The sequence below is a fragment of the Pseudomonas sp. NY15354 genome, assembly GCF_048068075.1.
Classification (GTDB): domain Bacteria; phylum Pseudomonadota; class Gammaproteobacteria; order Pseudomonadales; family Pseudomonadaceae; genus Aquipseudomonas; species Aquipseudomonas guariconensis_C.
Genome location: NZ_JBLUPV010000001.1, coordinates 1 through 25,068, shown reverse-complemented (window position 1 = coordinate 25,068; position 25,068 = coordinate 1). Strand labels below are relative to the sequence as shown.

Here is a 25,068-nt window from a genome sequence, read left to right as displayed (position 1 = left end):
TGCTGACCCGGTGGAATCAGTGAGATCCCTTTCGCGGGTAAACCTATTCCCACAAGGATCGCGCTGACCCGGTGGAATCAGTGAGATCCCTTTCGCGGGTAAACCCATTCCCACAAGGGCTGCGCAGCCCCTGTGGGAGCGGGTTTACCCGCGAAGCAGGCGCCGCCGAGCAGGCCCGTTGCACCCACCCGCTCGGCGCCCCCGACTGCTCCGCGAAAGAAGCGTGTTCTACCGAGATCAGGCCTTGAGTGCGGCCGCGAACTCGGCCAGCCACGGCTCGGCATCCGCCTCGGGGGTCACAGTCTCGCTGGCATCCAGGCGCAGCATTGGCAGCACTTCACGCACACCCAGCTCAGCGAACAGTTCACGCATCTGTTCGCCACCCCCGCAGTAGGTATCGCCGTAACTGGAATCCCCCAGGCCAATCACCGCGCCAGGCAAACCACGCCAGGCGGCCGGCAGGGTGTCGCGAATCGTGCTGTACAGCGGCATCAGGTTGTCAGGCAACTCGCCCATGCCAGTGGTCGAGGTCACGGCCAGAAACGCATCCGGGGCAAAACCCTGCAGGTCCTGCAGCGTGGCGCGGGCGGCATGCCAGGCGTCGAAACCGGCGGCCTTGAGCAGGGACTCGGCGTGACGGGCGACTTCTTCGGCGGTGCCATACACCGAGCCTGAAATAATGGCGACTTTCATCGGGCAGAGGATTCCGAAACTGAGTGAAAACGTAGGATACTAGCATTCACCAGTGGCAAAAGGCCGCACTCCCACCAAAGTCCCCCGCTTGCCCAAGGCCCGGACATGATCAACGCGCAACTGCTGCAATCGATGATCGATGCGTCGAACGACGGGATCGTGGTCGCCGAACAGGAAGGCGACGACACCATCCTGATCTACGTGAACGCAGCGTTCGAACGCCTGACCGGCTACGCCCGCAATGAAATCCTCTACCAGGACTGCCGCTTCCTGCAGGCCGATGACCGCGACCAGCTCGGCCGCGCGCGGATCCGTCGGGCCCTGGCCGAAGGCTGGCCGTGCCGGGAAGTGCTGCGCAACTACCGCAAGGATGGCAGCGCCTTCTGGAACGAGCTGTCGATCACACCTGTGCACAACGCCGCCGACCAGCGCACCTACTTCATCGGCATCCAGAAGGACGTCAGCCGCCAGGTGGAGCTGGAGCGGGCGCTGGCCGAGGCCCGAGCCCAACTCGACGCGCTGAAATCCGACGAACGTAGCTGAACGAAGCGCGTTACGCGCGGTCCATCCCCTTGAAGAAATCGCCGACTTCGAGCCCGAACATGCAAGCACAGGCCCTCCTGACCCAGGACGAACTGGATTTCATCCAAGACATGCAGCATTCGCCTCAATTGAACCTGGCCGACTCCATGTCGAGCCTGCTGGTCAATGGCGACCGCCACGTGCAGGAACTGCTCGCCCGCCTGGTGGCCAATGAGCACGTCACGCTCCAGGCCCAATACAACAACCAGCAGATCAGCTTCCCGCTGCAACTGGTCGAAGACGAGTTCCACGCCGTTCACCTGCAACTGGGCTCGCCTGAAATCTTCGAAGATGGCCCTACCCTGCGCCCCTGGCGCCTCTCCCTGGAGCAGCCGATCGCATTGCTGGATGCCCATGGCAAGCAGAGCGGCCTGTGGATCCGGGACATCTCCACCAAGGGCACCCTGGTGCAAGTGCGGGATCTACCCGAGGCGCCCGTGCGCTTCAGCCTGACCTTCGCGCCTGAAGGCATCGAACCCATCCGCCTCAAAGGCCTGCTGCGCCGGCGCATCGGCCCGGACCTGGCCGCCTACGACCTGTACCGCAGCCCGGCCGACGACCTCGAGCGCCTGCGCGAGTACATCCTCCAAGCCCACCAGCAGCTACACAGTTAAGTATCCAGTTGCCCGGCCAAGTACTGGCGCAAGCGCCTGCGCATCAGGCTGCCCTGCGCACCAAGGCAGGCGACCGGGCTACCGGCCAGGTGGTCTTGGGCCAGCTCCGCCACTTCTCCGGCCAGCAACACCGGGCAGCCCACACCCAAGGTCAGCCGCCCCAGGCGCTTGCCCAGCTCCTGGGTGAGTTGCTGATGGGAGAACAGCACCAGCGCATCAGGCGCCAGGCGCTCGCACACCACCGCCAGCTCCTCCAGCGGCTGCCCGCTCGCCAGCACCGTGACGCCCACCTCGTCGCTGCCCAGCAACAGCCCCGTCACCAGCAGTTCCAGCTCATGGCATTGACCTGACAGCGGCGCCAGCACCACGCGCTGGCTCCAAGGCCCACGCGCCAGTTGCAGACGCAGCAGCACCTTGCCGCGCAAAAACTGGTCGAGGAACAACCACTCGCTGATCCGGCCAAAGCCGCCCTGCGTCGCACGCAAGTCATGCCAGACAGGCATGAACACCTCATCGAACACCGGGTCCAGGGCATGGCAGGCGAAGACCTGGTCGAACACCCGCTCCAACGCCACGCCATCGAAGTGCTGGACCGCCTCCTGCACCTGGGCACGCCAGCGGGTGAGTTCGTCGACGCTGCCGCCCCCCTGGACATCCTGCACCCCGGCCTGATGGCGGGCGAGGATGCTGCCCACCTTGCTCACCGCGACGCCACGCTCCAGCCAGCCGAGGATACGGCGGATGTCGTCGATATCGGACTGGGAATAGAGACGATGGCCACTGTCGGTGCGGGTGGGCTGGATCAACCCGTAGCGGCGCTCCCAGGCGCGCAGGGTCACTGGGTTGACGCCTGTCAGCCGGGCCACTTCACGGATGGGGAACAGCTCTTGGTGTTCCAGGTCGGCCGAGGCGGCCACCTGATCATTGATGTGCACGGACAACGGCCTCTTGTGTCAGAACCTGCATTCTACGCCGGGACGCCCCGCCAGGTCAGCGCAACCACTCACCGGACTGACACTGACCGGTCACAAATCCTGAGCGATAATCCGTGCCCGATTCTTGCAAGCCTGCTCGCATCGCCCACCACCCCGGGCGATGAAAGCCTAGGGGCCAGCTACCCGCCAGCCCCGTCGCCAGGAGATACACGATGTCTACCCCTCCCGTCACCCTGATGGTGTCGCGCCGCGCCGCCCATGGCCGCTACCAGGACCTGCTGGCCTGGCTCCATGAAGGCGAGCAGTTGGCCACCGACTTCCCCGGTTATTTGGGCTCGGGCATCCTCGCGCCACCGGCCGAGGGCGATGAGTTCCAGATCATCTTTCGCTTCACCAACGAATCCACCCTGCACACGTGGGAGCATTCGGCCTCGCGCCGGGCCTGGCTGCAACGTGGCGACGGGCTGTTCGAACGCCCCAAAGAGAGGCGCGTCAGCGGCCTGGATGACTGGTTCGGCACCAATACGGTGCAGAAACCACCACGCTGGAAGCAGGCGACTGCCATCTGGCTGGCGTTCTTTCCGGTCTCGCTGCTGTTCAACCTACTGTTCGGCCACTGGCTGGCGCCGCTGGACCTGCTCGCGCGGGTACTGATCAGCACCCTGGCGTTGACGCCGATGATGGTCTATCTGTTCATCCCGCTCTCCACCCGCCTGCTGGCCGGCTGGCTGAACCCCGCGCCCTCCTCTACGCGCCAGACATCGCGCGGGCTGCGCAGCCGCTAAGGCGCAGCCACGCAAGAGGGAAACAGTTCGGGTATGCTGGGGCATCAATGCAAGGACAGACAAGTTGACGCCCCTGATCATGAACAGCCCAATTCTCGTCACCGGCGCCAGCCAGCGCGTCGGGCTGGCCCTGGCCCTTGAACTGGCACAGGCCGGCCATACGGTGGTCAGTGCCAGCCGCAGCATTCATCCACAAAGCCCGCATCCGAACATCGTGCAGTTTCGCGCCGACCTCTGCCAGGAGGCCGACCGCCAGGCACTGATCGAGTACCTGCACGCCCACTACGATGGCCTGCGGGCGATCATCCACAACGCCTCGCTATGGCTGGATGACGGCCTGGACAACCTGCAGACCATGTTCCGCCTGCACGTCGAAGCGCCCTATCACCTGAACCTGGCCCTGGGCGATCTGCTGGGCAAGGTCGAGAAGGCCGACATCATCCACATCTGCGACGAGACCTCTTCACGCGGCAGCAAGAGCCACATCGGTTACGCCGCAACCAAGGCAGCGCTGCAGAACATGGTGTTGTCGTTCGCCGAAAAATACGCGCCGAAGATTCGCGTCAACGGTATCCTGCCGGGCCTGCTGATCCTCAAGGAAGGAGGCGACGACGCCTACCGCCAGCAGACCCTGAAAAAAGCCCTGCTGGAGTTCGAGCCCGGCGCCCGCCCGCTGATCGAGGCGGTGATGTTCCTGCTCGAAAGCCAGTACAGCACCGGCAGCCAGGTGGTCATCAACGGTGGCCGCCACCTGAAGAATCGCATGACCTGAGGGAAGCCCATGACCCCGCAACAACAGCTCGAACTCGAGGCCGCCGCGTTCCGGCGCCTGGTCGAACACCTGCAAAAGCGCACCGACGTGCAGAACATCGACCTGATGAACCTCTCCGGCTTCTGCCGCAACTGCCTGTCCAAGTGGTACAAAGCCGCCGCCGACGAGCGCCAGATCGACGTCAGCCTGGACGATGCCCGCGAGCACGTCTACGGCATGCCTTACGCCGACTGGAAAGCCCAGTACCAGAAAGAAGCCAGCGCCGACCAACAAGCGGCGTTCGAAAAAGGAAAGCCACGTGACTGATCTGACCACCCTGCGCACCCGCCTCGCCAGCGGCGAACATGTTTTCGCCGACACCCTGGCGTTCATCGCCGCGAACTACAGCTACCAGCCCCAGGCCTTCAACAACGGTGGCGTGGAGAATGCCGCCGGCCAGAACGAAGGCTCGTGCAAGACCCTGGGCCTGGCCCTGCTCGAAGGCTTGAGCGATCAGGAAGCCCTGCTGGCGTTCGGCGAGCACTACCGCAGTGTGCTGGCCACCCCCGAAGGCAGCGACCATGCCAACATCCGTGCGCTGATCAAGCATGGGCTGGCCGGCGTCACCTTCGCCGAGCAGCCGCTCACGCGTAACGCCTGATATCGCCGGGGCCGCCTTGCGGCCCATTCGCGGGTGAACCCGCTCCCACAGGTTCAGCGGTGATCCTTTTTACCCGCGGCGAAAAGAAAGCTGCAACTGATCCCGCACCACCTGCACTGTCCCCGCGAACAGGCCGGCGCAGGCAACCTCAGCTGATGAGCCGTCCCGGCACCGCCTGAGGCAACCCGCCCTGCTGCAACCAGGCCAAGGCAATCGGCCACAAGGTCTCGCGGAACCGGTCATGGAAGAACGCGAAATGCCCGACCTGCGCCACCGAGATATCCCCAGGCGCCAGCCGCAGGTGTCGCCGCTCGGCGTGCTGAAGGTATCCCAGTAACCGCTCGGTCGCCGCCACTGTCCCGAACGGGTCATCCGTGAGGCTGATCGCCAAGGTCGCCGCCCGCACCTGGGCAAACGGCAATTGCGTCAGCGTCCGCCCGCTCGGGCGGTGCTCGTAGCGCGGCGTGCGGGTGGTCCAGTCGTGCACCACACCCGCCGGCGTGTCCTCCATCCAGCCCAAGCGCTTGCCGGGGAAATACCCACACAGGCGGGTCAGCAACGGCATCACCACATGCCATTTGCCCACCAGTCGCCAGCGCTCGCTCGCCGAGTAGTCCCGCCAATAGGCAAACTGCGCGCCCACCATCACCACCCGCCGCACCACTGCGCCAGACGGCGCCAGCCCCACCGCGCAACCGCCGAAGCTGTGCCCCACCACATTTACCGGCTGGCCCGCGAAGCGCTCGGCGGCCAGTTGCAGCATCGCCTCGAAGTCCAGCTGCCCCCAGTCGCTCCATGACGCCTTGAAGCCACGCAGCGACGCCGGCCGCGACTCGCCGATACCCCGGTAGTCGTAGGTCAGCACGTCGAAGCCTTGGGCGAACAGGTAGTCGGCAAAACGCGAGTAGTAGCGGCAGCGCACCGAGGTGGCGGCGTTGATGATCACCAGCGGACGCTGGGAGTCGGGGGTAGCGTGGCGCCAGAGAAAGCCTCCGAGGCTGTAGCCGTCGGCGGTGGTATGGCGAAAGGCGGTGGCGGGCTGGGTCAGGCTGCTCATGACGCGCTCCCTGCTGTGGTGCGCCAACGCTAGCAAAAACAGAAAGGCTGTGGGAGGGCTTTGCCCGCCGATCACGGCACAAGGCCGCTCTTACAGATTCACCGCAGCATCAAGCAATGCGATGAACCTGTAGGAGCGGCCTTGTGCCGCGAAAGGGCCGCAAAGCGGCCCCATACGCTTACAGCTCGACGCAGTCGAACTTCACATCGGTGGCGACGTCTTCGTCGTAGTTGACGTCAGCGCGCTCGAAGCCGAACAGGTTGAGGAACTGCTTCTTGTAACCGGCGTAGTCGGTCAGCTGGAACAGGTTCTCGGTGGTCACCTGCGGCCACAGGGCCTTGCAGGCGTCCTGTACGTCGTCGCGCAGTTCCCAGTCGTCCAGGCGCAGGCGGGCCTTTTCGTCCACCGGCATGGCGGCGCCGTCGGCGCGGTACATGCGGTCGCGGAACATGCGGTCCAGCTGGTCCTGGGTGCCTTCGTGAACGCCCTTCTCCTGCATGATCTTGAAGACCATCGACAGGTACAGCGGCATCACCGGAATGGCCGAGCTGGCCTGGGTGACGACGGACTTGAGCACGGCCACGTTGGCGCCGCCTTTGATTTCACCGGCCAGCTTCTTGTCCAGGCGCAGGGCGGTTTCGTCCAGGTCCTGCTTGGCCTGGCCCAGGGCGCCGTGCCAGTAGATCGGCCAGGTGATTTCAGTGCCGATGTAGCTGAAGGCCACGGTACGTGCGCCTTCGGCCAGCACGTCGGCTTGGCTCAGGGCGTCGATCCACAGCTGCCAGTCCTGACCACCCATGACGGTGACGGTGTCGGCGATTTCCTGCTCGGTGGCCGGCTCGATGCTGGCCTCGATGATGGTGTCCTTGTTGGTGTCGATGGCAGTCGACTTGTACGGCTGGCCGATCGGCTTGAGCGCCGAGCGCACCAGTTCTCCGGTCTGCGGCAGCTTGCGCACTGGCGAGGCCAGGGAGTAGACGACCAGGTCGACCTTGCCGCCCATTTCGTTCTTGATCAGCTCGATGACCTTGGCGCGGGCTTCGTCGGAGAAGGCGTCACCGTTGATCGACTTGCTGTACAGGCCAGCTTCTTTGGCGAACTTGTCGAAGGCAGCGGCGTTGTACCAACCCGCAGTACCGGCCTTGGTCTCGGTGCCCGGCTTTTCGAAGAACACGCCCAGGGTGTCGGCCTTGAAGCCGAAGGCTGCGGTGATGCGCGCCGCCAGGCCGTAGCCGCTGGATGCGCCGATGACCAAGACCTTCTTCGGACCATCCTCGCGCACGCCCAGCTTGCGGGTGGCTTCGATCTGGTCACGGACGTTGAGCTCGCAGCCCTTCGGGTGAGTCGTGGTGCAGATGAAACCGCGAACCTTAGGATGAATGATGGCCAATGTCTGTACCTCTTCAGGTTTGTGCCGAGGAAGCGCGCCGCAGGGGACGGTTCCGTTTGATCAGAGGGTGAGACTACCCCCGCAGGTTATCCGACACATATTACGGGCTGAACCGGGGGATTCAAAACAGCGGTTGGCCTGTGCCGGCCCCTTTCGCGGGTAAACCCGCTCCCAAGGTATTGCGCAGCACTCAAGACCTGCGCGGTCCCTGTGGGCGGGTTTACCCGCGAAGGGCCGGTACAGACGACTTCAACCTATCGATAGCGCCGCTTTCAACCACTCCAGAAACTGCCGGGCCAGCGGGTCATCCTGGCTGTCCCGATGCACCAGGCACGCCCACGCAGGCCCCCGCACCCGCTGCGAAGACAACGCCTGCAAGCGCCCCTCACCCACCGCCCGCTGCGCCAGCAACTGGCTGACCAGGGCAACTCCCAGCCCCTCGCCCGCCGCCTCCAGCAACAAACCCGGGTCGGAAAAATTCAGCCCCTTGCCCTGCTGCCCGACATCCTCGCCGCCCTCCAACTGCCAATGGCTCCAGTCCATTTCGCGCTCACCGTGCAAGGTGGTGCGCCGGGCCGCCGGGGTCGCCAGCAACGAGGGATGGCAGGCCGGATAGAGTTCGTCCTGGTGCAGCACGCTGAAGCTGCATTCGGCCTGGGCGCTGAGGTCGTCGCGCACGGCCAGGTCGATGGTCTGGGTGGTCATGTCCGGGGCCTCGAAGCTGGTGAACAGCCACAGGTCGACATCCGGGCAACGCTGGTGAAAGTCCCCCAGGCGCGGCAGCAACCAATGGCGGGCAAAGGCCGGCGTGGTGTTGACCACCAACTGGTTGGGCTTGCGGTATTGGTCCAGGCGCCGGATGCCCACCGCCAATTGCTGCAACATCGCCTGGGTGGTGCTGAGCAGATCATGCCCGGCATCGGTCAGGCTGACGCTGCGGCCATTGCGATGAAACAACGGCTGCTCCAGGTAGCTCTCCAGACTGCGGATCTGCTGGCTGATCGCCGACTGGGTGAGGTTCAAGGCCTCGGCGGCCTTGTGGAAGCTGCCCAACCGGGCAGCGGCTTCGAAGCCGCGCAGGGCGTTGAGCGGGGGCCAATGCTTGAGCATGCTGATAAGCCTGACTGATCAGAAATACGCTAAATCTATCGTTTGTCGCCGCTGCTTCATAGCCATAGCATGGACATCGACACCCGCGACGGCGGGCTTCGTTGATAAAAATCCCTAATAGATCGGAGTTCACTATGCACCTGTCCCACGACAGCGGCTGGCGTATGCCTGCCGAATGGGCCCGCCACGCCGCCACCTGGATGATCTGGCCGCACAACCAAGCACTGTGGGAAACCAGCTGGGGCGTGACCCTGGCCGACGTGCAGCGCGACTATGCCCGGGTGGCCACGGCCATTGCCCGCTTCGAGCCCGTGAAAATGGTGGTCGACCCGTCCGCCGTGGACAGCGCCCGGGCCCTGTGCGGCGCCGGTATCGAACTGATCGAGCTGGCGGTGGACGACAGCTGGTGCCGTGACAGCGGCCCGAGCTTCCTCGTCCATCCGCAACTGGGAGTCGCGGGCTTGAGCTGGCGCTTCAATGCCTGGGGCGGCAAGTCCGAGCATGGCCTGGACCGCAGCCTGGCCCGGCGCATGCTCGATCACCTGGGCCTGCAAGGCTTCAGCACGCCATTGTGCAACGAAGGCGGCGCCATTCATGTGGACGGCCAGGGCACCTTGATCACCACCGAGTCGGTGCTGCTCAACCCCAACCGCAACCCAGGCCTGAGCAAAGCGGACTTCGAAGAGGTCTTCGCCCGCCTGCTGGGCATCCACAAGACCCTCTGGCTGCCGGGCGACCCGCAGTACGTCACCGGCGACATGACCGACGGCCATGTCGATGGCGTCTGCGCCTTCGCCCGCCCAGGCGTGCTGCTGGTGGACGCCACCCACGACCACGACTCGGTGTACGCCGAGGTCGCCCGGGAGAACCGCCGAGCCCTGGCGCTCGCCACCGACGCCCAAGGCCGCCATTTCGAGTTGCTCGACCTGTACGAAGCCAGTGCCGCCGTCGACCCGAGCGCCGAGGTGTTCTGCGCCTCCTACACCAACTTCTACCTGGCCAACGGCGCGGTGATCATGCCCGCCTACGGCATCGACGCCGACCAGGCCGCAGCGCGCCAGCTGGCCCTGGCCTTCCCTGAGCGGGAGATCGTCCCGGTGCGTATCGACCACATCGCCCATGGTGGCGGCGGCATCCACTGCATCACCCAGCAACAGCCTGCCTGGCCCCTGCAGGAGGCACGTCCATGAGCGGCTTGCGCATCGCCACCACGCAGATGGCCTGTGACTGGAACCTGCCCGGCAACCTCGACCGCGCCGAGCAACTGGTGCGCCAGGCCGCCGCCCAAGGCGCCCAGGTGATCCTGTTGCAGGAGCTGTTCGCCACGCCGTATTTCTGCATCGAACAGTGCCATCACCACCAGGCGCTGGCCGAGGACTACCACGACAGCCCGCTGCTGCGACGCTTCGCGGCCCTGGCGCAGGAGCTTGGCGTGGTGCTGCCGCTGAGCTGGTACGAACGCGCCGGCAATGCGTTCTTCAACTCGCTGACCGTGGCCGACGCCGACGGCCGCTTGCTGGGCGTCTACCGCAAGAGCCATATCCCCAACGCCATCGGTTACCAGGAGAAGGAGTACTTCAGCCCCGGCGACACCGGCTTCAAGGTCTGGGACACCGCCTTCGGCCGCCTGGGAATCGGCATCTGCTGGGACCAGTGGTTTCCCGAGACCGCGCGCTGCCTGGCGCTGATGGGCGCCGAGGTGCTGTTGTTCCCGACCGCCATCGGCTCCGAACCCGGCGCCGCCGAACTCGACTCCCGCGACCACTGGCAGACCGCCATGCGCGGCCATGCCGCGGCCAACCTGGTGCCGGTGGTGGCCGCCAACCGGGTCGGCCAAGAAGTGGCGGGCAGTGACGACACCCTGTCGATGCGCTTCTACGGCTCGTCGTTCATCTGCGACCACAAAGGCGCCCTGCTCGCCGAGGCCGACCGCCACAGCAGCGGCGTCTGGCTGCATGACCTGGACCTGGCGCAAATGCGCGAGGATCGCCTGAGCTGGGGCATCTACCGCGATCGCCGCCCCGATCTGTACGCGCCGCTGATGACCCTCGACGGCCGCACACCTCAACCCACGGGAGCCTGACCCATGCCACGCCGTCCATTCCAATGGCTCGCTGTTCTCGCCCTGGCGAGCGGCGCCAGCCTCGCCCAGGCCGAGCAGGAGCCCCTGCGCCTGTACAACTGGGCTGACTATTTTGCCGAGGACACCCTCAAGCGCTTCACCGCCGAAACCGGCATCCCGGTGATCTACGACGTCATGGACGGCAGCGAGGTGCTCGAAGCCAAGCTGATGTCCGGGCGCAGCGGCTACGACTTGGTGTTCCCCGGGGACACCGTGGCCGAACGGCTGATGCGCGCCGGCAGCCTGCAACCGCTGGACCCGTCCAAACTGACCGCGCTGGACGACATCGACCCGGGCCTGCGCAAGCTGCACGCCCAGTACCCCAAGGCCAGCCAGGCCACCGTGCCCTATACCTCGGGCACCATCGGCCTGACGGCCAATGTGCAGAAGATCCGCGAGCGCATGCCCGACGCGCCGCTGGACAGCCTGGACTTGCTGTTCAAACCGGAGCTGGCTGCCAAGTTCGCCGACTGCGGCATCTCGATGATCGACTCGCCCGATGAAGTGCTCGCCGTGGTGCTCCACTACCTGGGCCGCGAACCGCGCAGCGCCAAGCGCGAGGACCTGGCCGCCGCCAGCGAACTGCTCAAGAACATCCGCCCCTACGTGCGCAAACTGCAATCGCAACCGGTGACGGAGCTGGTCAACGAAAACATCTGCCTGTCGCTGGGCTACAGCGGTGACGTGATCCAGGCCCAGCGCGCCACCGAGGCGGCCGGCAAGTCCATCGACTTCCAGTACCGCGTTCCGCGTGAAGGCACCACGATCTGGATGGACACCATGGCGATCCCCGCCGACGCGCGCCACCCCGATTACGCCTATCGTTTCATCAACTTCGTGATGCGCCCGGAAAACATGGCCGCGATCAGCAACGCCACCGGCTACCCCACCGCCAGCGCCAAGGCACGCCCGCAGGTGGACGCGCGCCTGCGGGACAATCCGGACATCTACCTCGATGAAGCCACCTACGCCCGGTTGATCCCCGGCAAGGACATCCCCCAGGCCGACATGCGTGCGCGCATGCGCGTCTGGACCCGCTTCAAGACCGCACAGGACTGACCCATGCCCACTCGCCGCACCTTCCTCCAGCAACTGTCGATCGCCGCAGGCATCGGCGCTGCCGCCAGCCTTGGGCTGCCTTTGGGCAGCGCCCGGGCCAGCGAGACCGATCGCTGGTTCATGCCCGACGAAGGCGAACCCCAGCAACGCACCTACCTGGCCTTCGGTGCCCAGGACGCGATCTGGGAAGACTTCACCTCGGACGTGCAAGCCGCGCTCGGCCGCATCGCCCAGGCCATCGCCGGCTACCAGCCGGTCACGGTGTTCTGTCGCGCCAGCGAGCGTGCGCTGGCCGAAAAACACTGCGCCAGCACCAACACCACCTTCGTCACCACCGAGCTGGACGACATCTGGATGCGCGACATCAGCGCCAATTTCGTGGTCGATGACAGCGCAGCCCTGGGTGCGGTGGGATTCAACTTCAACGGTTGGGGCAACAAGCAGCGCCACCGCAAGGACACCCAGCTGGCGGCCCTGGTGGCGAAGCTTGCCGGCGTACCTTTGCAACGCAGCGAGCTGGTCGGGGAAGGCGGCGGCATCGAAGTGGACGGCCACGGCACCGGGATCATGACCCAGAGCTGCTGGGTCAATGCCAACCGCAATCCGGGCTGGAAACTGGCCGAGGTCGAGGAGGAGCTCAAGGCGCGCCTGGGCCTGCGCAAGATCATCTGGCTGCCCGGCATCGCCGGCAAAGACATCACCGATGCCCACGTGGACTTCTATGCCCGCTTCGTGCGCCCTGGCGTGGTAGTGGCCAACCTGGACAACGACCCGCAGTCGTACGACTACGCGGTGACGCGCAAACACCTGGAGATTCTGCGCAAGGCCACCGACGCCGATGGCCGCCCGCTGCAGGTACACACGATGTCACCGCCGCTGTCGCCACGGCGCAGCAAGTTCAGCCAGGGCAATCCGGATTTTGCCGCCGGCTACATCAATTACGTCGTCCTCAACGGGGCGGTCATCGCGCCGCAGTTCGGCGATCGCGACGCCGACGAAAAGGCACGCGCACTGCTGGCCCGGTTGTACCCGGGCCGTGACGTGGTGCAGTTGAACATCGATGCCATCGCCGCCGGGGGCGGCGGCATCCATTGCGTGACCAGCCACTGCCCGGCCGTGTGAGCGACCCGCGCCTTCAGTCCTTGGAGGCGCGCCGTCGCCCGGTGAGCATCGACAGGGGCAGGTTCTCCTTCAGGCGCACGCTCTCGACCAAAGCCGCGAGCAGGTGCACGCAGACCAGCGCCAGCAGCGCGTTGGCCAGGAAGCTGTGCACATCGTTGGGCCAATCGACGCCCCACAGGGCGTCCACCTCCTGGGACAACCAGCCGGTCACGCCCAGCCCGACGACGCAGGTGAGCATCAGCACCATCACCAACCCGCCGATCGGCGTGTGGCCCATGCGGTGGTAATGCTCACCCCGCCACAAGGCCCGGGCATGGGTCGCAAGGCGCGTCGGGGTCGGCCAGAAGTCCGCCCAGCGCGCACTGCGCGGCCCGACGAACCCCCACACCAGGCGCACGATCACCACACCGAACGCGTAGTAGCCCAACCACTGGTGCCAGTCGTCACCCTCCTCGTTGAAGAACGAGTTGGCAAAGAACACGAACACCAGCGACCAGTGGCAGCACCTGAGTAACGGGTCCCAGAGCCGCACGCTGGCCATCAGTCATGGATCTCGCTCTTGACCGCCTTGCCGCTCACCGGGTCGTGGTAGATCTCGACCTTGCGTCCGTCCTTGTCGAGCCCGTAGATCTCGTAGCAGTTGCCCTTGGTGATCTTGAACTTGTTGATGCGATAACCCTGCTCCTTGAGCTGGGCCTGGAACTGGTCGGCATCTTGCCAGGTGCTGCGCTCGGCGGTGGTGCATTGGGGTTCGGCGAAAGCGCTGGCACTGGCGAGGACCAAGGCAGTGGCGATCAGGATATTGCGCATGACGGGAAGCTCCGTTTGTGATTGGAAGCCGCAGTGTGCGACGCGAAGCTGAAGCCAAGCTTAGTGCCGGCGGCGTGCAGCCGCCCTATAAGCGACCGCATTGATTTGAATTTCAGATCAATGCAAAAGAAAAACAAACTTAACAAATGAACCAAACCCGCCGATGCTGCCGGTAATACGCCGAGCCGGCGTCCACCCCTTGCACGGAGAACAACAAGATGAACGACGTGGTCATCGTCGCCGCCACCCGTACCGCCATCGGCAGCTTCCAAGGTGGCTTGGCCAATGTGCCTGCCGTGGACCTGGGCGCCGCCGTCATCAAGCGCCTGCTGGAGCAGACCCAACTGGACCCGGCCCAGGTCGACGAAGTGATCCTCGGCCAGGTACTGACCGCCGGCGCCGGCCAGAACCCGGCGCGCCAGGCCGCGATCAAGGCCGGCCTGCCCTACAGCGTGCCCGCCCTGACCCTGAACAAGGTCTGCGGCTCGGGTCTCAAGGCCCTGCACCTGGCCGCCCAGGCCATCCGCTGCGGCGATGCCGAGGTGGTGATCGCGGGCGGTCAGGAGAACATGAGCCTCTCGCCCTACGTGCTGCCCTCGGCCCGTACCGGCCAGCGCATGGGCCACGGCCAACTGGTCGACACCATGATTACCGACGGCCTGTGGGATGCCTTCAACGACTACCACATGGGCATCACCGCCGAGAACCTGGTGGAAAAATACAGCCTCACCCGTGAGCAGCAGGACGCCTTTGCCGCCGAGTCCCAGCGCAAGGCGGTGGCCGCCATCGAGGCGGGCCGCTTCAAGGACGAGATCACTCCGATCGTCCTGCCACAGAAAAAGGGCGAGCCGCTGGTGTTCGACACCGATGAGCAACCCCGCCCCGGCACCAGCGCCGAAGCCCTGGGCAAACTGCGCCCGGCCTTCAAGAAAGACGGCAGCGTCACCGCCGGCAACGCCTCCAGCCTCAACGACGGCGCCGCCGCCGTGCTGCTGATGAGCGCGACCAAGGCCAAGGCCCTGGGCCTGCCGGTGCTGGCGAAGATCAGCGCCTACGCCAGTGCAGGCGTGGACCCGGCGATCATGGGCATCGGCCCGGTGTCGGCCACCCAGCGCTGCCTGGACAAAGCCGGCTGGCAGTTGGGCGAGCTGGACCTGATCGAGGCCAACGAAGCCTTCGCCGCCCAGGCCCTGGCCGTGGGCAAGGCACTGGAATGGAACGCCGAGCGCGTCAACGTCAACGGCGGTGCCATCGCCCTGGGCCACCCCATTGGCGCCTCGGGCTGCCGCGTGCTGGTGACCCTGCTGCACGAAATGATCAAGCGTGACGCCAAGAAAGGCCTGGCGACGCTGTGCATCGGCGGCGGCCAAGGCGTGTCGCTGGCGATCGAGCGCTGATCCGCAGCCCAAAAGCCGCTGCAGGCTTCGTCTGCGCCTAATCGCGCTGTACCTATTTAGGCGCTGGCGAAGTCTGCGATGGGCTGCAAAGCAGCCCCGACCGCCACAGCGCTATATACTTTTCCAATAGCGCTATGGCACTGTAGCGGCACCCGCTTTCCCGTATGCCGTAGCCATGCCTATCCGTTATCCGTTCCTGCGATGCCCCAATGTCCAACATTCGCGAGCGTAACCGCCGCCTCATCGTCGAGGCCGCCGCCGCTGAATTCGCCAGCAAGGGGTTCGAGGCCTCCAAGGTCGAAGACATCGCCGCCCGCGCCGGCCTGCCGAAGGCCAACCTCTACTACTACTTCGAAAACAAACGCGACCTCTATGCCTGCGTGCTCGACAGCGTCATGGAGCCGATCCTGCGTGCGGCGCGCAGCCTCGACCCGCAGGCCTTGCCCGAGCAGGCGTTGCAGCGCTACATCCGCGTGAAGATGAGGGTCGTCAGGCAGTACCCGCACGCCTGCAAGGCGCTGGTGCGGGAGATGCTGCACGGCGCCCACCACGTCTCGGGGCGACGCGCCGAGACCCTGCGCGACACCGCCCGCCAGAACCTGCACTGCCTCACGGCCTGGATGGACAAAGGGCTGATCACCCGCACCGCTCCGGAACACCTGCTGCTGTTTTTGTGGGCGATGCCGATGGCGCACATTTTGGTGGCCGATCAGCCAGGGCTGACGCAACCGCGCGGATCGTCAGAGAGCACCGTGATGCGGATCGTGTTGCGTGGGTTACGCCCAGAGGTAGCGGCGAGCGCCACGTAGGCATTGGGGGCAGCGCCCCCACAAATCAGGTTTTCACACCTTGCCCTTGGCATCCTTCACATCGCCCGCCAGGCCACCCGCGGCCCCCGCGATGGTGGCACCTGCACCCGGCACCACCTGGGTCACGGTTTGCGTCACGGTCGCCTGCACATTGCGGGTGTACTCGGCCACCTGAACGCCTGCGCGCATGTGCGCCGAGACTGTCTGGGGCGTCAACACCGTGCGAGTGAAGGTCGAGCTGACGGTGCGGAACAGGTTGCCCAGCGCCGAGACGATGGACACGATGGTCAGCACCACGAACGGAATCGACAGCCACATGATGCTCATCTTGAACAGCGCCTGCTCCGTGCCCAGCCCCTGCAGGCGACGGCAGTACTGCACGCACACGCACAGGTAGATCAACGCCAGGACCGCGATGGCCAGCAGGTCACGCACATCGAACGCCACCCGCGCCGTCAGCAGCCCATAGATCAGCGCACTGACCAACACGTCCGGCATCAGCACCTTGAGCCCCTCCACCGCCTTGGCGATGTTGTAGAGCACAAAGCCAATGAGCACGATCCAGCCCAGAACCGGCACGAAACTGAAAGCGATCACCAACAGCGACAGCAAGATGCCCTGGAGCATCCCGTGATAGAGCTTGTGGCGAATGAGATAAAAGACGAAGTAGCCAAACGAGAACGCCGCGATCGCGAGCAGAGAAGCGGTCATCATCTCGCGATCGAGGAAAAAACTCGGGAAGCCAACGGCGATCATGAACGCCAGGCACAGGTATCCGCTCTTTTGCATCGAAGTATCATCCATGGGGGGAAGCCGTGATCGGTGGGGCCTCCATCGCGGGCATGGATGCTACTAATGTGCCACCACCCTGTCGAGGGTGACTTCGTCTCTGTTACCGGCACAAAAAAACGCTACATCGATCGCGATGTAGCGTTAGCCCAGTGCTCGAGTCAGGCCAGCGCCGTACGACGCAACTCACGCGCCGCAGCGACCATGTTGACCAGCGCCGCCTCGGTCTCCAGCCAGGCGCGGGTCTTAAGGCCGCAGTCCGGATTAACCCACAGACGCTCGGCCGGGATACGCTGGGCCGCCTTGTTCAGCAACCCGATGATGTCGTCCTTGCTCGGCACGCGCGGCGAGTGGATGTCGTACACACCTGGGCCGATCTCATTCGGGTAGTCGAAACGCTCGAAGGCCTCCAGCAGCTCCATGTCCGAACGCGAGGTCTCGATGGTGATCACATCGGCGTCCATGGCCGCGATCGACTCGATCACATCGTTGAACTCGCTGTAGCACATGTGGGTGTGGATCTGCGTCTCGTCACGCACGCCCGAGGCGCACAGGCGGAAGGCCTCGGTGGCCCACTCCAGGTAGTGCGGCCAGGCGCCACGGCGCAGCGGCAGGCCTTCACGGAAAGCGGCCTCGTCGATCTGCACGATCTTGATGCCCGCCGCCTCCAGGTCCACCACCTCGTCGCGGATCGCCAGCGCCAGCTGGCGGGCCTGGACTTCGCGGCTCACATCCTCCCGTGGGAAAGACCACGTCAGCATGGTCACAGGGCCCGTCAGCATGCCCTTCATCACCTTGTCGGTCAGGCCCTGGGCGTACTGAATCCAACCAACGGTCATGGCCTTCGGGCGGCTCAGGTCGCCGAAGATCACCGCCGGCTTCACGCAGCGCGAGCCATAACTCTGTACCCAGCCGAAGCGGGTGAAGGCATAGCCCTCGAGCTGCTCGGCGAAGTACTCGACCATGTCGTTGCGCTCGGCCTCGCCGTGCACCAGCACATCCAGGCCGAGGTTTTCCTGGATCTGTACGGCATGGCGGATCTCACTCTGCATGGCCTCGATGTAGTCGGCTTCGGTCAGCTTGCCCTGCTTGAACGCCTGACGCGCCAGACGGATCGCCGACGTTTGAGGGAAAGAGCCAATGGTCGTGGTCGGAAACGCCGGCAGCTCCAGCCCCGCCCGCTGCTTGGCGATGCGCTGCTCGAAAGACGACTGACGCTGGCTGTCCTTGGGCTGGATCGCTGCCACACGGGCCTGCACCGCCGGCTTGTGGATGCGCGGCGACGTAGCGCGGCTGGCCTGCACCGCGCGGCTCTGGGCCAGCGCCGCGATCACCTCATCCGCCTCAGGCGTGTTGATCGCCTTGGTCAGCAGTGCCACCTCCTGGCACTTCTGCACGGCGAAGGCCAGCCAGCTCTTGAGCTCGGCATCGAGCTGATCTTCGCGGGCCAGGTCCACCGGGCTATGCAACAGCGAGCACGACGGCGCCACCCACAGGCGATCGCCCAGGCGCTCGGCGGCGTAACGCAATACGTCCAAGGCCTTGTCCAGATCGCAGCGCCACACATTGCGGCCGTTGACCACGCCCAAGGAGAGGATCTTGTAGGCCGGCAAGCGGTCGAGGATGGTCGGAAACTGCTCCGGCGCCCGCACCAGGTCGATGTGCAGGCCATCGACCGGCAGGTTGGCCGCCAGGCCCAGGTTGTCTTCCAAGCCACCAAAATAGGTGGCGACGAGCTTTTTCAGCGGCGCGCGTTGCAGAATGTTGTAGACGCGCTCGTAGGCGTTCTTCCAATCCTGGGGCAGATCCAACGCCAGGATCGGCTCGTCGATCTGTACCCACTCCACGCCTTGGGCGGCCAGGCGGTTGAAGATCTGGTCGTACAGCGGCAGCAGGCGGTCCACCAGCTCCAGCTTGTCGAAGTCCGCACCCTTGGTCTTGCCCAGCCACAGGTAGGTCAGTGGGCCGATCACCACAGGCTTGACCGCGTGGCCCAGGGCCTTGGCCTCGTCCACTTCCTCGAACAGTTGCTCCCAGCTCAAGACGAACGCTTGGTCAGCGGTGAACTCCGGGACCAGGTAGTGGTAGTTGGTGTCGAACCATTTGGTCATTTCCTGGGCATGGCCACCGCCACAGCAGCGGTCGCTGACGCCACGCGCCATGGCGAACAGGGTGTTCAAGGTCGGCTTGGCTCCCTCGTGGCCAGCAAAGCGGGCCGGGATCACCCCGAAGGTCAGCGAGTGGGTCAGCACTTGGTCGTACCAGGCGAAATCACCGACCGGCAGCTGCTCGATCCCGGCATCCTTCTGCACTTGCCAATGGGCGGCGCGCAGCGCCTGGCCCACGGCTCGCAGGCCGGCTTCGTCCAGCTCGCCCTTCCAGAACGCCTCCTGGGCCTTCTTCAGTTCGCGGTCCCGACCGATGCGCGGAAAGCCCAGGTTGTGCGCCAGTGCCATGTCTTATCCCTCAGAAATCTTGAAATTGAATGAGGGAATTTTCCCGGCTGAGCCTGTGTGAGACAAACTCATTAAATTTGAGATCAACTCAAGATTTGCTCATGATCGTCGCGCAGGTTCGAGAGCAACAAAGCACCTGTGGGAGCGGGTTCACCCGCGAAAGGGCCAGCACGGCCAACTCAAATGTCTCTTTCAGCGCATTTCCCTACGCAACCGGACATGACCCAACCCTCGACCTGCCCCACAATGCCACCGTGCCCCAACCCGATACCCGAGCGCCCATGAGCCAGCTGAAAACCGCGCTGCACGACAACACCTTCGTCTGCATCATGGAGTTCGTGCCCAAGTCCTCCAGCGAGCGCTTCGCCAGCATCGAAGCCCTCATGGCGCGCCAGCACCTGTGCGGCTGGCCCATGACCATGGCCATCGCCGACCGGGTCGGCAGCCCTTTCGAAATGTCGCCGCTGGACGCCTATTCAAGCCTTGAGCAACCGCTGCCCGCGCTGTTGCACTTCTCCGGCAAGGACCGCGAGCGCCACCACTTGCTGGAGCAGTTGCAGCAGATGGACGCCGCCGGCCTCGACCAGCTCCTGCTGCTCACCGGCGACCGCCTGCCCGGCCATGTCCCCGGCCAGCGCCCGGTGCGCTACCTCGAATCCATCGCCGCCCTGCAGACCGTTCGCCAAGCCCGCCCCGACTGGCTGCTCGGCGCCGGCATGCACCCGTTCAAGTACCGCGAGGAAGAAGGCGGCGCCCAATACTTCAAGGCCGAGAAGAAGCTTGCCGCCGGCGCGGACTTTCTGGCCCTGCAACTGGGCTACGACGCCAGCAAGCACCTCGAAGCCATCCAGTGGATGCGTCGCCAGCCCCACCCCAAGCCGCTCACGGCCTGCGTGATGGGCCTCACCCTGGGGCGCGCGAAGCTCTTCGAGCACGTCGCCGGCATCGTCGTCACCCCGTCCATGCACGATGTGCTTGCCGCCGAAGCCGCCGTCTCCAAGGCCCACGCCCAAGCCCGCAGCCTCGAACGCCTGGCCTTGCAGATCATCGGCCTGCGCCTGATGGGCTATGCCGGCATCCACCTCTCCGGCATCCACGACCTGGAGCAGCTGGACGCCCTGGAGCGCGCGCTCGAACACTGGCAAACCCGCCTGCATTCGCTGGAGCAATGGGCGCCCGCCTGGCACGCCTGCTGGCAGATGCCCGGCCTGCCGGATGTCACCTTCCACCCGCCCGGCGCCAACTGGCGGCTGGGCGAATCCCAGGTCACCGCCTCGCCCAAGGAGACCGTGCGCTATCACCTGCTGCACGCCCTGCACTCATTGCTGTTCAGCCGCCGCAACCCACTGAGCCAGGCCTTCGGCTGGGCCGTGCAACGCCCGCTGTGGAACACCCCCACCGGCGCCCGCGTGCTCCATCGCCTGGAACGCAGTGCGAAAAGGCCCCTGGTCGGGTGCGACACCTGCGGCACCTGCCGCCTGGAAGACACCCTCTACATCTGCCCGGAAACCTGCCCCAAAGGCCTGGCCAACGGCCCCTGCGGCGGCACTACGCTCAACCGCTGCGAGTTCGGCGACCGCGAGTGCATCCACAGCGTGAAGTACCGCACCGCCAAGGCCGTGCGGCAGACGGCGGTGCTCACCGAACGCCTGATCCCCTGCATCGACGCCGACACCCGTCACCGCAGCTCCTGGCCCACCTGGTTCCAAGCCCCCGCCGCGACCACCACCACCGCCAAGCCCTGTGGCAGTGGCCTTGCGCCGCAGTCGGCCACCGAGGTCGAGCCCAAAGCGCCTGCCCTGCACGCCAGCAAGGTGCCCGAGCTGGACAACTGACGATAAACGCCGTGCCCTGTAGGAGCGGGCTTGCCCCGCGATCGGGCCGGCTCAGCTACCGCAGCTGCATAGCAAGGGCTGCGCCCTTGATCGCGGGACAAGCCCGCTCCTACACGGGGCCTGCGTTACTGTGCGACAGGCTGGCCCTGCCCGCCCACCGCACTTACACTCACCGGCCATCAGGACGCCAACGCAGTTCAAGGACCGGCATGAACGAAACGCTCTATTGCACCCAATGCGGCGCGACCAACACGGCCGAAGCCAACTTCTGCCTCAAATGCGGCCAGGCCATCGCCAAGCACTACACCGGCGCCGCGACCTTGCAAGGCGCACAGCCTCGCCCCTCCCAGTCATCCAACTTCATTGCCAAACACTGGCGCGGCGAATACTCACTCGGTGTGTCCTATTGGCTGTTCGGTTTTCTCCTGACGCTGCTGATCATCGGCCTGTCCCTGGCGATAGATCCCATCAGCGATGCCATAAGGCTCGGCACCCAGGGCCACGGCGTGCTGATCGTCGGCTATTACCTGGGCATCCTGGCGGTGTCGGTCTGGCAGTTCGTCGGCGTGTTCCGCTCGGCCTCGGCCCACGTCTCGCGCGGCGGCAAAGCCTTCTGGGCCATCCTGGCCAAGGTGCTGGTGTGCCTGGGCGCCATCCAGATGGCGATCAGCGTGATCACCGACGGCGTCCCCATCCTGCGCGAAGGCGTGGACATGATCCGCGGCACCGACAACATCCCGCCCTATGCCCTGCGCCTGCTGCGCAACGACACCGAACTCGAAGTGGCTGGCGGCCTGCCCATCGGCACCACCGATGCCGTGCGCGACCTGCTCGATGCCTCGCCGAAGGTGCGCGTCATCCACCTGAACAGCACCGGCGGGCGCATCTACGAAGCCAACAAACTCGCCGACCTGATCGCCCAACGCCAACTGATCACCTACACCCGCACCAGTTGTTCGAGCGCCTGCGCCCTCGCCTTCCTCGCCGGTCGCGAACGCTACATTGGTGAAAAAGGCCAGATCGGCTTTCACAGCGCCTCGGTCCATGGCGCCACCGGCAGCGACGATCTGGACGTGAACGCCAGCTTCAGAACGGCACTTTCGCGAGTCGGCGCCTCGCCTGAATTCATCACCCGCGCCACCACCACCAGCCCCACGGACATGTGGTACCCCAACAAGGACACCCTCAAGCAACAGCACATCATCACCGAGCAGGTCGACTCCCGATACTTCGGGTTGTCTGGCCTTACGCAATGGCGCGACGCCAACCAGATCGAACAAGCCCTGTTGAAGCAGCCCGTCTTCGCCGCCCTGGCAGCCCATGACGCGGACAACTACGCCCACCTGAGAAAGATCGTGGTCGACGGCGTGCAGAGCGGCCGCTCGACCGTCGAGATCCAGGCCGGCATCCAAGCGCTGATCGCCACCTCGATCGTGCCCAACTACCTGGTCCGCGCCCCCGACCATGCCCTGCTGCGCTACTGGCGCGCGCAAGTCGAAGAAATGAAGTTCTTCGGCAAGACCAACCCCGCCCATTGCCTCACCTTCCTCGGCCTGGACAACAACACGCCCAAAGTCGAGTTGATTCACCAGATCCCCAAAGCCCAGGCCAACGAAGACCTGGCAGCGCTGGTCGACGTGGTGGAGCAAACGGCCAAACACCCCGTACACGCCAAACCCTTGTCGGTGTACGAGCAGGACTTTCGCCGCGTGCTGATGAGCGTCATGGCCAAAGACCGCCGCGCCGTGGAAATCGTGGCAAGCCCCGAGCAGTTCACCCACGAGCCCAGCGCGACCTGCAACAGCATGGTCCTGCTCTACGACACCATCCTGTCGCTGCCCGACACCGCCCTATCGGCCGGCCTGCTGCGCAGCATGGCCGCAGAAGTGGCCAACCCGCAGTAATGAGCAGCACGTCCTCCTGTGGGAGATTCTATGGTGCCGGACAAGCTCGAATCGCCTTCGTTGGCATTCCTTGGCACTTTTCAGCCCTGCAAATACCAGCCCTGGCGCAGTTCCCACAGGCACAGCGGTATTGTGAGAACACCGGAGAACTTGTGGGAGCGGGTTTACCCGCGAAGAGAACACCACCGCTCCCAACCGTCCCACCCACTTATCCACAGCCCAAACAAAAGCCGCGTCCTGACAACAAGACGCGGCTTCAATCAAGCACTGGCTAACTACCTAAGCACTCCTCATCCCCCAGCAACTTGCCACACTGCTCACTGGCCAACCGGCTGATGATCTTGATCGCCTGATGAATCCCCGCCGTGGCGCGAAAGCTCAATTGGGGTTCGTGCTCGCACTCCAGCTGCTCGTCGCGCTGCACCAGCGATTCGCCGAGCAGCTCGAGGGTCCAGACGTAGCTCTGGAGGGTGGTGAGGCGTTCGTGCTCAGTCATGGGGCACCTGCCTTGGGGCTGGCGTTGGGTTGCCCTGGGTGTGGATGGGGTAGAAGCGGTGGGAGGCCCGAGGAGTTGGGCGGTGGAGAGCGGATGCGAGGATCCGGAACAGACTTGTGATGGTCATGCATGAGGTCCTTTTCATTTGAAGCACCACGCTAACCGTCGCCAAACGATTAGGGTGGCAGCTGTACGCAGGTTGGCGAACCGAGGAAAAGGAACTCGGCAGACCCGAAGGTCTCCCACGCACAGCCGCCATTACACGAGACTGCGGGCACAAAAAAAGCGCCTGCAATCGTGATCTGGGCGCCATTGCGCCTTTTCGTTCGGGTCGCCAAACCCGGACGCGGAATTTGCCGCGACCGGGGGAATTTATCCCTGTGGCTCGATCCGCGCAAGGACTGGGGTTTGATCTGAAAGGTATTGCTACGAAATCCCGTCCCGCCCGGCCATAACCCGACGGATAGCCATACCGTTGGGTACAGAAACGTCATTGAAACGATGAGTGGTTAGGGCTGAAATCCAGCAAGACGGCATAATGGCATCGCATTTTTTACGACCCTCCCTCACCCCGCCGTCGCGAGCCCCTTTTTAATGAATACCGAAACACGCTACTCGATCATCCTGGAACACAGCGCCGAGGTACTCCTCGAAAACGCCTCCATGGCCCAGGTGGAAGCGTTTTGGGATGACAACGATGAACGGTATTTCGGGTTGCGGATTGAAGATGAGCGCAGTGCTCATGCGCGGGTGATTGTTACGGATGACGTGCCTGATGAGGAAGAGGATGGGGTGGTGGTGCTTTGCGCCTGACGTGCGGCGCTGGGCTGGGCTGGGCTGGGCTGGGCTGGCAGGAGTCGACCGAATTGCTTTGGCAGAGTAATAGACCCGCAAAGCGGGCTTCTTTCAAGCCTGGCTAAACGCCAATTCAATCCATTAATCCTGATTCTGGTTTGATAGATTGTAGGTCGCCAATGCAGTGAGCAGCATGGCAAAAACGCCGGCCAAGCAAATCAGCGCAATACCCGGGGTACTCAGCATGAATGCAAGCTTTCCATTCAACTCAGGCTTCTTCTGATCAATGCGTTCGAGCGTGGCCATACGCACCTTGGTTGCAACTTCCACCTTCATCGCGCCATAAGCGGAACGCTTGATGTTTTCTTCTACGTTTTTGTTCATATCCTTGTAAAAGACGTCCTTGTAGGCATCTATTGCGCTTTGGCAGTAGTAGTCCTTATTGGCGTCAACGCCCTTGCCAGCCTCAATGCATACATTAATGTAGTCCAGCGCACGCTGCGCTCTATTCTCCTTGTCAAAACGGTTGTTTTCAGCAAGAAACTCATCCGTACTCTTCCCATACTCCTCCACTAGAGTATTGACATAGTAGAGCGGCCCTCCCATCACCAAAATACCGACCACTGCCATCAGCAGCACTCTGCTCCAAGGCTTTTGAGCTGCCCTTTTTGCAATAAATGCGAAAGCATCCACGGCTTCGGTGACATTTTCAATCTTATCTTTTATCCAACCCATGACGTATTTAAACCATTATCCTTAGAGATGCCCCATAGGGCGTACGATACTGAATCGCCCCTGGTTTTCTAGACACTCTCCAAGCTCAGGAAATAGCGTTTCTCATACTCTACTGGAGACAGCTGCATAGCACTGCTGTGTCGGCGTTTAGGGTTATAGAA

At 64.2% G+C, this 25,068-nt stretch carries 26 protein-coding genes; 15 read left to right on the top strand and 11 right to left on the bottom strand.

Annotated elements, in window-relative coordinates; translation table 11 throughout:
• Positions 1-237: 237 nt before the first annotated feature.
• Complete coding sequence (locus tag ACNFCH_RS00130) at positions 238-693, bottom strand: flavodoxin (protein WP_337158515.1); 456 nt, start codon at positions 691-693, stop codon at positions 238-240.
• Between the two features lie 105 nt (positions 694-798).
• Here ACNFCH_RS00130 and ACNFCH_RS00125 point away from each other — a divergent pair, with 105 nt between their 5' ends.
• Both ACNFCH_RS00125 and ACNFCH_RS00120 read left to right on the top strand, forming a co-directional pair.
• A complete protein-coding gene (locus ACNFCH_RS00125) occupies positions 799-1,236 on the top strand; it encodes a PAS domain S-box protein (protein ID WP_337158514.1) in 438 nt (145 codons plus the stop codon).
• 59 nt (positions 1,237-1,295) lie between these two features.
• Positions 1,296-1,889: a hypothetical protein gene (locus tag ACNFCH_RS00120; RefSeq protein WP_337158513.1), complete on the top strand. Its 594-nt coding sequence runs from the start codon at positions 1,296-1,298 to the stop codon at positions 1,887-1,889.
• Here ACNFCH_RS00120 and ACNFCH_RS00115 read toward each other — a convergent pair.
• Complete coding sequence (locus ACNFCH_RS00115) at positions 1,886-2,818, bottom strand: MerR family transcriptional regulator (protein WP_337158608.1); 933 nt, start codon at positions 2,816-2,818, stop codon at positions 1,886-1,888. The genes ACNFCH_RS00120 and ACNFCH_RS00115 overlap by 4 nt on opposite strands.
• A gap of 218 nt (positions 2,819-3,036) precedes the next feature.
• Between ACNFCH_RS00115 and ACNFCH_RS00110 the strand changes: the two genes are divergently transcribed.
• From ACNFCH_RS00110 to ACNFCH_RS00095, 4 genes are all read left to right on the top strand, one after another.
• Entirely contained in the window at positions 3,037-3,609 is a 573-nt protein-coding gene (locus ACNFCH_RS00110) for an antibiotic biosynthesis monooxygenase (protein ID WP_416742059.1), read from the top strand.
• 79 nt (positions 3,610-3,688) lie between these two features.
• Positions 3,689-4,381 (top strand): dihydromonapterin reductase, encoded by a 693-nt coding sequence (gene folM, locus ACNFCH_RS00105; protein WP_416742149.1) that lies wholly within the window; start codon positions 3,689-3,691, stop codon positions 4,379-4,381.
• A gap of 9 nt (positions 4,382-4,390) precedes the next feature.
• Positions 4,391-4,687, top strand: coding sequence for a DUF1244 domain-containing protein (locus ACNFCH_RS00100; protein ID WP_070093328.1), 297 nt, complete (start codon positions 4,391-4,393; stop codon positions 4,685-4,687).
• Entirely contained in the window at positions 4,680-5,021 is a 342-nt protein-coding gene (locus ACNFCH_RS00095; protein WP_196162976.1) for a HopJ type III effector protein, read from the top strand. The genes ACNFCH_RS00100 and ACNFCH_RS00095 overlap by 8 nt, the downstream gene beginning before the upstream one ends.
• Before the next feature lie 148 nt (positions 5,022-5,169).
• Here the strand turns inward: ACNFCH_RS00095 and ACNFCH_RS00090 are convergent, their stop codons facing one another.
• The 3 genes from ACNFCH_RS00090 to ACNFCH_RS00080 form a co-directional block, all read right to left on the bottom strand.
• A complete protein-coding gene (locus ACNFCH_RS00090; RefSeq protein WP_337158511.1) occupies positions 5,170-6,078 on the bottom strand; it encodes an alpha/beta fold hydrolase in 909 nt (302 codons plus the stop codon).
• Positions 6,079-6,256: 178 nt separating this feature from the next.
• The gene (gene fabV, locus ACNFCH_RS00085) at positions 6,257-7,468 is read right to left on the bottom strand and encodes an enoyl-ACP reductase FabV (protein ID WP_070093331.1); all 1,212 of its coding nucleotides are present in this window, start codon (positions 7,466-7,468) and stop codon (positions 6,257-6,259) included.
• Positions 7,469-7,717: 249 nt separating this feature from the next.
• The gene (locus ACNFCH_RS00080) at positions 7,718-8,578 is read right to left on the bottom strand and encodes a LysR substrate-binding domain-containing protein (protein WP_337158510.1); all 861 of its coding nucleotides are present in this window, start codon (positions 8,576-8,578) and stop codon (positions 7,718-7,720) included.
• A gap of 134 nt (positions 8,579-8,712) precedes the next feature.
• Between ACNFCH_RS00080 and ACNFCH_RS00075 the strand changes: the two genes are divergently transcribed.
• From ACNFCH_RS00075 to ACNFCH_RS00060, 4 genes are read left to right on the top strand one after another with little or no spacing between them, the layout of a single operon-like run.
• Positions 8,713-9,768 (top strand): agmatine deiminase family protein, encoded by a 1,056-nt coding sequence (locus tag ACNFCH_RS00075; RefSeq protein ID WP_416742058.1) that lies wholly within the window; start codon positions 8,713-8,715, stop codon positions 9,766-9,768.
• Positions 9,765-10,661: an N-carbamoylputrescine amidase gene (aguB, locus tag ACNFCH_RS00070; protein WP_416742057.1), complete on the top strand. Its 897-nt coding sequence runs from the start codon at positions 9,765-9,767 to the stop codon at positions 10,659-10,661. Before ACNFCH_RS00075 ends, aguB begins: the two co-directional genes overlap by 4 nt.
• 3 nt (positions 10,662-10,664) lie before the next feature.
• Positions 10,665-11,759, top strand: a complete 1,095-nt coding sequence (locus ACNFCH_RS00065) for an extracellular solute-binding protein (RefSeq protein ID WP_416742056.1) — start codon at positions 10,665-10,667, stop codon at positions 11,757-11,759.
• Positions 11,760-11,762: 3 nt separating this feature from the next.
• Complete coding sequence (locus ACNFCH_RS00060; protein WP_416742055.1) at positions 11,763-12,881, top strand: agmatine deiminase family protein; 1,119 nt, start codon at positions 11,763-11,765, stop codon at positions 12,879-12,881.
• Between the two features lie 13 nt (positions 12,882-12,894).
• On the opposite strand, the gene ACNFCH_RS00055 is transcribed toward ACNFCH_RS00060, so the two are convergent.
• Together ACNFCH_RS00055 and ACNFCH_RS00050 are read right to left on the bottom strand one after the other, a co-directional pair.
• On the bottom strand, positions 12,895-13,422 hold the full coding sequence (locus ACNFCH_RS00055; RefSeq protein WP_416742054.1) for a cytochrome b/b6 domain-containing protein: 528 nt from the start codon (positions 13,420-13,422) through the stop codon (positions 12,895-12,897).
• Entirely contained in the window at positions 13,422-13,691 is a 270-nt protein-coding gene (locus ACNFCH_RS00050) for a PepSY domain-containing protein (RefSeq protein WP_416742053.1), read from the bottom strand. The genes ACNFCH_RS00055 and ACNFCH_RS00050 overlap by 1 nt, the downstream gene beginning before the upstream one ends.
• A 218-nt stretch (positions 13,692-13,909) precedes the next feature.
• Here ACNFCH_RS00050 and ACNFCH_RS00045 point away from each other — a divergent pair, with 218 nt between their 5' ends.
• Together ACNFCH_RS00045 and ACNFCH_RS00040 are read left to right on the top strand one after the other, a co-directional pair.
• Positions 13,910-15,088, top strand: coding sequence for an acetyl-CoA C-acetyltransferase (locus ACNFCH_RS00045; protein ID WP_416742052.1), 1,179 nt, complete (start codon positions 13,910-13,912; stop codon positions 15,086-15,088).
• Positions 15,089-15,297: 209 nt separating this feature from the next.
• The gene (locus ACNFCH_RS00040) at positions 15,298-15,897 is read left to right on the top strand and encodes a TetR/AcrR family transcriptional regulator (RefSeq protein WP_337158502.1); all 600 of its coding nucleotides are present in this window, start codon (positions 15,298-15,300) and stop codon (positions 15,895-15,897) included.
• A gap of 33 nt (positions 15,898-15,930) precedes the next feature.
• Here the strand turns inward: ACNFCH_RS00040 and ACNFCH_RS00035 are convergent, their stop codons facing one another.
• Both ACNFCH_RS00035 and metE read right to left on the bottom strand, forming a co-directional pair.
• Entirely contained in the window at positions 15,931-16,686 is a 756-nt protein-coding gene (locus ACNFCH_RS00035) for a hypothetical protein (RefSeq protein WP_337158501.1), read from the bottom strand.
• 161 nt (positions 16,687-16,847) lie between these two features.
• Complete coding sequence (metE, locus tag ACNFCH_RS00030) at positions 16,848-19,142, bottom strand: 5-methyltetrahydropteroyltriglutamate--homocysteine S-methyltransferase (protein WP_416742051.1); 2,295 nt, start codon at positions 19,140-19,142, stop codon at positions 16,848-16,850.
• Positions 19,143-19,423: 281 nt separating this feature from the next.
• On the opposite strand from metE, the gene ACNFCH_RS00025 reads away from it, so the two are divergent.
• Together ACNFCH_RS00025 and ACNFCH_RS00020 are read left to right on the top strand one after the other, a co-directional pair.
• Positions 19,424-20,977, top strand: a complete 1,554-nt coding sequence (locus ACNFCH_RS00025; protein ID WP_416742050.1) for a methylenetetrahydrofolate reductase C-terminal domain-containing protein — start codon at positions 19,424-19,426, stop codon at positions 20,975-20,977.
• 209 nt (positions 20,978-21,186) lie between these two features.
• Positions 21,187-22,881 (top strand): zinc-ribbon domain-containing protein, encoded by a 1,695-nt coding sequence (locus ACNFCH_RS00020; protein ID WP_416742048.1) that lies wholly within the window; start codon positions 21,187-21,189, stop codon positions 22,879-22,881.
• Positions 22,882-23,152: 271 nt separating this feature from the next.
• Here the strand turns inward: ACNFCH_RS00020 and ACNFCH_RS00015 are convergent, their stop codons facing one another.
• Positions 23,153-23,377, bottom strand: coding sequence for a hypothetical protein (locus ACNFCH_RS00015; RefSeq protein ID WP_337158497.1), 225 nt, complete (start codon positions 23,375-23,377; stop codon positions 23,153-23,155).
• Between the two features lie 594 nt (positions 23,378-23,971).
• Between ACNFCH_RS00015 and ACNFCH_RS00010 the strand changes: the two genes are divergently transcribed.
• Positions 23,972-24,190, top strand: a complete 219-nt coding sequence (locus tag ACNFCH_RS00010) for a hypothetical protein (RefSeq protein WP_070093346.1) — start codon at positions 23,972-23,974, stop codon at positions 24,188-24,190.
• A 123-nt stretch (positions 24,191-24,313) separates the two neighbouring features.
• On the opposite strand, the gene ACNFCH_RS00005 is transcribed toward ACNFCH_RS00010, so the two are convergent.
• Positions 24,314-24,907, bottom strand: coding sequence for a hypothetical protein (locus ACNFCH_RS00005; RefSeq protein ID WP_416742047.1), 594 nt, complete (start codon positions 24,905-24,907; stop codon positions 24,314-24,316).
• Positions 24,908-25,068: the final 161 nt, after the last annotated feature.

Bases quoted from the DNA above. Each gene is read 5' to 3' on its own strand.
- ACNFCH_RS00075 (WP_416742058.1), top strand. From the start codon at position 8,713: ATGCACCTGTCCCACGACAGCGGCTGGCGTATGCCTGCCGAATGGGCC.
- ACNFCH_RS00090 (WP_337158511.1), bottom strand. From the start codon at position 6,078: ATGAGCAGCCTGACCCAGCCCGCCACCGCCTTTCGCCATACCACCGCC.
- ACNFCH_RS00055 (WP_416742054.1), bottom strand. From the start codon at position 13,422: ATGGCCAGCGTGCGGCTCTGGGACCCGTTACTCAGGTGCTGCCACTGG.
- ACNFCH_RS00130 (WP_337158515.1), bottom strand. From the start codon at position 693: ATGAAAGTCGCCATTATTTCAGGCTCGGTGTATGGCACCGCCGAAGAA.
- ACNFCH_RS00120 (WP_337158513.1), top strand. From the start codon at position 1,296: ATGCAAGCACAGGCCCTCCTGACCCAGGACGAACTGGATTTCATCCAA.
- ACNFCH_RS00005 (WP_416742047.1), bottom strand. From the start codon at position 24,907: ATGGGTTGGATAAAAGATAAGATTGAAAATGTCACCGAAGCCGTGGAT.
- ACNFCH_RS00025 (WP_416742050.1), top strand. From the start codon at position 19,424: ATGAGCCAGCTGAAAACCGCGCTGCACGACAACACCTTCGTCTGCATC.
- ACNFCH_RS00040 (WP_337158502.1), top strand. From the start codon at position 15,298: ATGTCCAACATTCGCGAGCGTAACCGCCGCCTCATCGTCGAGGCCGCC.
- ACNFCH_RS00010 (WP_070093346.1), top strand. From the start codon at position 23,972: ATGAATACCGAAACACGCTACTCGATCATCCTGGAACACAGCGCCGAG.
- ACNFCH_RS00065 (WP_416742056.1), top strand. From the start codon at position 10,665: ATGCCACGCCGTCCATTCCAATGGCTCGCTGTTCTCGCCCTGGCGAGC.
- ACNFCH_RS00015 (WP_337158497.1), bottom strand. From the start codon at position 23,377: ATGACTGAGCACGAACGCCTCACCACCCTCCAGAGCTACGTCTGGACC.
- ACNFCH_RS00110 (WP_416742059.1), top strand. From the start codon at position 3,037: ATGTCTACCCCTCCCGTCACCCTGATGGTGTCGCGCCGCGCCGCCCAT.
- ACNFCH_RS00060 (WP_416742055.1), top strand. From the start codon at position 11,763: ATGCCCACTCGCCGCACCTTCCTCCAGCAACTGTCGATCGCCGCAGGC.
- metE (WP_416742051.1), bottom strand. From the start codon at position 19,142: ATGGCACTGGCGCACAACCTGGGCTTTCCGCGCATCGGTCGGGACCGC.
- ACNFCH_RS00045 (WP_416742052.1), top strand. From the start codon at position 13,910: ATGAACGACGTGGTCATCGTCGCCGCCACCCGTACCGCCATCGGCAGC.
- ACNFCH_RS00125 (WP_337158514.1), top strand. From the start codon at position 799: ATGATCAACGCGCAACTGCTGCAATCGATGATCGATGCGTCGAACGAC.
- ACNFCH_RS00020 (WP_416742048.1), top strand. From the start codon at position 21,187: ATGAACGAAACGCTCTATTGCACCCAATGCGGCGCGACCAACACGGCC.
- ACNFCH_RS00080 (WP_337158510.1), bottom strand. From the start codon at position 8,578: ATGCTCAAGCATTGGCCCCCGCTCAACGCCCTGCGCGGCTTCGAAGCC.
- ACNFCH_RS00050 (WP_416742053.1), bottom strand. From the start codon at position 13,691: ATGCGCAATATCCTGATCGCCACTGCCTTGGTCCTCGCCAGTGCCAGC.
- ACNFCH_RS00035 (WP_337158501.1), bottom strand. From the start codon at position 16,686: ATGCAAAAGAGCGGATACCTGTGCCTGGCGTTCATGATCGCCGTTGGC.
- folM (WP_416742149.1), top strand. From the start codon at position 3,689: ATGAACAGCCCAATTCTCGTCACCGGCGCCAGCCAGCGCGTCGGGCTG.
- ACNFCH_RS00100 (WP_070093328.1), top strand. From the start codon at position 4,391: ATGACCCCGCAACAACAGCTCGAACTCGAGGCCGCCGCGTTCCGGCGC.
- aguB (WP_416742057.1), top strand. From the start codon at position 9,765: ATGAGCGGCTTGCGCATCGCCACCACGCAGATGGCCTGTGACTGGAAC.